This is a genomic window from Corallococcus sp. CA041A (assembly GCF_003612075.1).
Taxonomy (GTDB): domain Bacteria; phylum Myxococcota; class Myxococcia; order Myxococcales; family Myxococcaceae; genus Corallococcus; species Corallococcus exiguus.
Genome location: NZ_RAWF01000123.1, coordinates 22,318 through 28,318, shown reverse-complemented (window position 1 = coordinate 28,318; position 6,001 = coordinate 22,318). Strand labels below are relative to the sequence as shown.

The following is a 6,001-nucleotide window of genomic DNA, read 5'->3' as shown; positions in this document are numbered from 1 at the left end:
GGACTGAATTGGACCCCTGAACCACTACCGCTGTCCGACGCCCAATCCCTTATCAAGTCCCGTGCCAGGGCCCTGGCTCGGGGGTCCCAGGGGGAGCCCGAAAGGGCGTGGAAGGTACGGGGCTCACGTTGGGCAATCCTCTTCCACCCTGTGGAAGCGATCGGCAGAAAGCACAGGGGCGAACACCGGGGTAGGACCGGAATTTTTCCCGGATGCGCCCATGTGCGCCTGATGTGGCACGCCGTAACCCACTGCATTCCAAGGGTTTTCCCTCCCCCCAGCCGCTGGCACACGCGCTGCTAAGAGCCTCCGCCAGAAGCGAACCACCCGGCCCTTCAGGGCGTGTGAACGGTGGATCGCACGGAACATCAGTGAACGAAGGAGAGCGGAAGATGGGAATGCGGCGCACGGGGTTCTGGACGGTGATGGGGATGCTCCTCCTGTCGGGTTGTGCTCACCAGCAGACGCTGAAGGTCGACAACGCGGAGCAGCCCTACCGCATCGGCCGCGAGGACGTGCTCGACGTGAGCGTGTGGCGCGATCAGGAGCTGTCGCGCACGGTGCCGGTGCGTCCCGACGGCTTCATCTCCATTCCGATGGTGGGGGAGATCCAGGCCGCGGGCAAGACGCCCACGGAGCTGGCGGAGGCGCTCAGTTCGGGCCTGCAGCCGTACGTGCAGGAGCCGCGCGTGACGGTCATCGTCCGCGAGGTCAACAGCAGCCGCGTCTTCGTCACGGGCGAAGTGGCCCACCCGGGCGCCTACCCGCTGCGCGGCCGCGTGTCCCTGCTGCAGGCCATCGCGCTGGCCGGCGGCTTCACGGACTTCGCCAACTCGGACGGCATCGTCGTCATCCGCACGGACGGCAAGGGCGGGCAGATTCCGGTGCGCTACAGCGACCTGGTCTCCCCCGACGGCGAGAGCGTCATCCTGCGGCCGGGTGACACCGTCGTCGTCCCGTGAATCAGGACGGACGCGAAGCCATCAAAGACAGGCATCGGGAAGCAGCGAACATGGGCGTGGGCGTGGGTCAGGACGGGAGGGCGGCGGTGAGGGGCAACTGGAAGCGGGCAGTGATTGCAGGCTGTCTCATCGCCGCGCCGGCCGCGCAGGCGGCCACCATCCTGGAGCCTCGGCTCCGCCTCACGGCGGAGGAGCGCTTCGACAACGACATCCGTCTGGGCGGGACTGGCACCAACGGGCAGTTCATGACGAAGCTGTCCCCTCGGCTGGGCCTGGACGTGAAGAACGAGCAGCTGACGCTCGAGTCCTTCTACGCCACGGACCTCCTGGCCCGGCACGGCTCCGGGACGACGACGGTGGACCACCGCGCGGGCGTGGGCTTCCGGGACGTGTTGTCCCGGCGGCTGCGGCTGGACGCCAGCGCGCGGGTGTTCCGCGTCACCGACCCCACGTCGCTGCCGCGTGACGGCCTGGCGCGCTCCACGGCGCCCACCTTCTATGCACAGACGAAGGTGGGGCTCACGGGGCGCGTGTCGGAGCGGCTGGACGTGCGCGGCAACTACATGTTCGAGGCGACGCGCATCATCGAGCCGGGACGGGTGGCGGGTTATGCGCACACCCCGTCCGTGGAGCTGTGGTACCGCACCACGCGCCGGCTGTCCTTGGGCGCCGAGTACCGTTACCAGGGCTTCCTGTACGACCAGGACTACAGCCAGGCGCACGGCGCTTCCGCGGCCCTGCGCTACCGGCTGACGCGGCCCACCACGCTCACCCTCCGGGGCGGGCCGGTGCGCTACCTGCCTTCGGACGCGACGCGCGGCGGGTGGATGCCCCGCGTGGCGGTGGAGCTGGTGCGCGAGGGCGAGCGCACTGACTTCGGCTTCGCCGTGGGCCACGACCTGGTGGGCGCGAGCGGTTTTTCCGGCGCGGTGTGGGCGGATTACGCGTCGGTGATGGGGGCGCATCGTTTCACGCAGAAGCTGTCGGCCTTCGGGGCGGCCAGCTTCTTCCGGAACGGCACGGCGCCCGGTGAGAACTACACGCAGTGGCGAAACACCACGAACGTGTCGCAGGGCTATGCGGTGGGTGGAGGCGTCGAGTACCGGCTGAGCCGGAAGCTGGCGCTGCAGGGCGCGTTCGACCGCATCGCGCAGGTGGGTGCGGCGGATGTCGCTGGGGCGGGGGACCTGACACGCAACGTGTTCGCCCTCCGTCTGGTCATGACAGCTTGGTAGGCAACCTTTGAGAGCTACGAGGATGGAGGAGCGGATCATGGAGCGTGGGATGACGGCGGACCAGTTGCTTTCGGCGCTGTGGCGCCGCAAGGCCCTGGTGGGGGCGATCGCTGCAGCAATCTTCGTGTTGGGTGCGGCCATCGTGATGACCCGGCCGAGCATTTATGAAGCGTCCGTGGTGGTGCGTGTGGAGCCGCAGCGCCCTGGCGAGGAGATGGTCCAGCGCACGGTGAGCGAGCTCATCGAGCAGCGGCTCGTCACCGTCCGCCAGGAGTTGCTGGCGCGGCCGGTGCTGCAGAAGGCCATCGAGGAGATGAACCTCTACCCGGAGCTCGTGTCCGATAAGGGCATCGAGGCGGCGGTGGAGCAGATGCGCAAGGACCTCACCGTGCGCGTCGAGGGTGAGACGGCCTTCGAACTCACCTACGCGGGCCGCGACCCGCAGGTGGTGGCGCAGGTGGCCAACCGCCTGCCGGCCATCTTCTCCGAGGAGACGCTGAAGATCCGCCAGACGCAGGCGGCCCGCGCCACCGACCTCTTCACCGAGGAGATGGTCGCCATGGGCAAGGCCGTGTCCTCCTGGGAGACGAAGATCTCCAAGTTCAAGGTGGACCACCTGGGCGAGCTGCCCGAGCAGATGGAGATGAACATGCGCGGCCTGGAGCGCATTGGCGCCCAGCTGCAGATGAAGTCCGAGGAGCTGCGCACCGCCGAAGCGCGCCGCTCCGACCTGGCCCGCGCTCGCAACGCCGCGGACAGCGAGGCCGGCCGCCTGGAGGCCACGGAGAGCGGGCTGTCCCGCACCCTCACGCAGGCCAAGACGCAGTGGACGCCGGATCACCCGGAAGTGAAGCGGATGGAGCGTGAGCTGGGTGACATCAGCGCCCAGCGCAAGGACGCCGAAGGCCGCATGTTCGCCGAGCGCAACGAGCGCACCCGCGTGTCCACGCTCATCACCAACGTGCAGAAGGACATCGTGGATCTCCAGAAGCAGGCCGAGGCGTACCAGGCGCGGCTGAACAACACCCCGCGCTGGGCCCAGGAGCTGGCGGTCATGAACCGGGACTACGAAATCGCCCGCACCAAGTACCAGAGCGTGGTGAGCCGCAAGGTGGAGGCGGAGATCGCCCAGGAGCTGGAGGCCAAGAGCGCCAAGAGCCTGTTCAATGTCATCTCGCCCGCCGGTGTGCCTTCCTCGCCTGCTCGCCCTGACCGCATGACGGGCCTGCTCATCGCCGCCCTGGTGGCCCTGTCGCTGGGTGTCCTGACTGGCACCGTCCTGGAGATGCGCGACGACAGCCTGCGCGATGGCACCGAGGTCCGCGAGCGCATCACGCTCCCTGTCCTGGCGGTGGTCCCGAACATGCAAGGCAAGACGGAGAAGCGGATCTTGATGCCGATGGCTGGGAGCAAGAACAGCGTCTCCTCGCCTACTTCCCTGAACTAATTGCCGACCCCATACGGAAAGGATTGGAGAACTCAGATGGATTCGACGATGGAGCGGGCCGGTAACTTCCTCCCCCGCGTGGATGAGAGCGCGGCTTCCTCGAACGCAGTGGACCGCCGGGTGGTGACGCTCACGGCCCCTGCTTCCGCGGCCGCCGAGCAGTACCGCACCCTGTATTACCGCCTGGAGCGGATGCGCGAGCAGCGTCCGATGAAGGTGGTGGCGCTCACCTCCGCGATGCCCGGCGAGGGCAAGACGGTGACGAGCGTGAACCTGGCCCTGGCCGCCGCCCGGGCGAACCCGGAGCGCCGCATCCTGCTGGTGGATGCGGACCTGCGCCGGGGGCAGGTGGCCCCCACGCTGGGCATGCGCAACAAGGTGGGCCTGGCGGAGCTGCTGGCCGGTGAGTGCGACGTGCGCGACGTGGTGCGCCGTTTCAACTCCACGCGGCTGGCGGTCATCCCCGCCGGCTCCACGCCGGAGGAGAGCACCCAGGTGCTGGCCAGCGCCCGCATGAAGCAGTTCCTCAAGGCGGTGCGTGAGGGCTTCGACGAGGTGTACGTGGACCTGCCGCCCACGCTGCCGTTCGCGGACGCGGCCATCCTGGGCCACCAGATGGACGGCGTGCTGATGGTCATCCGCGCCAACGTCACCCCCTCCAAGGTGGTGAACCAGGCGGTGGAGCAGCTGGCGGGCGCGGCGCTGGTGGGCTGCGTGCTCAACGGGGCGGAAGTGAACGCGACCCCGTACCTGAAGAACTACGTGAAGAAGTAGCAGTCGGTTGTCGAGTTGAAGTGATTCGTGGCCCGACCCGCTCCTCGCACCGATGAGGTGCGATGGGCGGAGGGCCTGGAGCGGCGGCGGGTTGGGGTTGGAGGAGTCACGTGCTTCGCGTTTTCCACCACTATTTTTCAGCCAAGAAACTGACGTTCTTCCTCGCCGAGTCCTCGGCGATCGCGCTGGCCTGTGTCGCGGGTGCCGCGGCCTGCGCGGCCCTCTTCGCGCCCCTGGGTTCCCAGCCGCCGTTCGCCACGCTGTGGCCGACGCTGGTGGGACTGGGCCTGGCCTTCGTCGTCACCTTCCAGTTCACGCTGTACCTGTTGGACCTGTATGACCTGCGCATCGCGGCCGAGGACCGGACGCGCGGCTACCGCTTCCTCAAGGCCGCGGGCGTCACCGCGATGGTGGCGGGTGGCGTGATGCTGCTCCTGCCGCTGGCCCTGCCGGTGGTGCTGCCTCCGGGCACGCTGCTGGGTGGCGCGATGGGCGCCCTGGCCGGCACCCTGGTGGTGCGCGTCTCCATCCGGGCGCTGGTCGGTGAACCCGACGCGGTGCTTGTCGTCGGTGATGGCCTCAAGGCCCGCGCGGTGGCGAGCGCCATCGAAGACGGCGGCGAGGGTTCCTTCCGCGTGGTGGCCCTGGTGGACCCGCGCAAGGTGGAGGAGCCGCTGGACGCGATGGCGGCTCGGCTCAACGCCTCCTACGTGGTGCAGGCCGCGGATGACATGCGCGGCGCCAACTGGGTGGACTCGCTGCTGCGCTGCCGGCTGGACGGGCGGCGGGTGTACGACGCGGCGGGCTTCTGCGAGCGCGTGCTGCGCCGCATCCCGGTGCAGTTCCTGCGAGCGAGCGACTTCGCCTTCGCGGATGAGATGACGGTGTCGCCCCTGCGCCGGGCCTTCAAGCGCGTGTTCGACGTGGCGGTGGCGTCGCTGCTCCTCCTGATGGCTTCGCCCTTCCTGATCCTGGTGGCGCTGGCCATCAAGCTGGACTCCAGGGGCCCCGTCTTCTACCGGCAGGACCGCGTAGGCCTGGGTGGCCACGCGTATCCGCTCTGGAAGTTCCGCAGCATGCGCACCGACGCGGAGAAGAACGGCGCGGTGTGGGCGCGCTCCAACGACGACCGCGTCACGCGGGTGGGCAAGTTCATCCGCAAGACGCGCATCGACGAGATTCCGCAGGTGTTCAACGTGCTGCTGGGCCACATGAGCTTCGTGGGCCCTCGTCCGGAGCGCCCGGTGTTCACCGAGCAGCTCAAGCAGCAGATTCCGTTCTACGGCGTGCGCGAGGCGGTGAAGCCGGGCATCACGGGGTGGGCGCAGATCCGCTACCCCTACGGCGCTTCGGTGGAGGACGCGCGCAACAAGCTGGAGTTCGACCTGTACTACGTGAAGAACGGGTCGCTGTTCCTCGACGTCGGCATCATCTTCCACACCGTCCGGCACGTGCTGTTGGGGCGGGGTGCTCGGTAGCTCGGTTCAGTAGTAGGCGTTGATGACCGTCCGCGGCCTCCGGTTGTCGGGGGAGGCCGGGATGCCAAGGGTGGGTAGCCATGGATTGGGATGGGCGAGGGGGTC

General features: G+C 68.5%; 5 protein-coding genes. All 5 read left to right on the top strand.

Going from position 1 to position 6,001, the window contains the following annotated elements:
* Positions 1 to 392: 392 nt before the first annotated feature.
* Positions 393 to 962, top strand: coding sequence for a polysaccharide biosynthesis/export family protein (locus D7V77_RS22185; protein WP_120578285.1), 570 nt, complete (start codon positions 393 to 395; stop codon positions 960 to 962).
* A 50-nt stretch (positions 963 to 1,012) separates the two neighbouring features.
* Complete coding sequence (locus D7V77_RS22180; protein WP_120578284.1) at positions 1,013 to 2,197, top strand: hypothetical protein; 1,185 nt, start codon at positions 1,013 to 1,015, stop codon at positions 2,195 to 2,197.
* Between the two features lie 37 nt (positions 2,198 to 2,234).
* Positions 2,235 to 3,644: a Wzz/FepE/Etk N-terminal domain-containing protein gene (locus tag D7V77_RS22175; RefSeq protein ID WP_120578289.1), complete on the top strand. Its 1,410-nt coding sequence runs from the start codon at positions 2,235 to 2,237 to the stop codon at positions 3,642 to 3,644.
* A gap of 36 nt (positions 3,645 to 3,680) precedes the next feature.
* Entirely contained in the window at positions 3,681 to 4,418 is a 738-nt protein-coding gene (locus tag D7V77_RS22170) for a CpsD/CapB family tyrosine-protein kinase (RefSeq protein ID WP_120564433.1), read from the top strand.
* A gap of 110 nt (positions 4,419 to 4,528) precedes the next feature.
* Positions 4,529 to 5,896: a polyisoprenyl-phosphate hexose-1-phosphate transferase ExoE gene (exoE, locus tag D7V77_RS22165; RefSeq protein WP_120578283.1), complete on the top strand. Its 1,368-nt coding sequence runs from the start codon at positions 4,529 to 4,531 to the stop codon at positions 5,894 to 5,896.
* Positions 5,897 to 6,001: the final 105 nt, after the last annotated feature.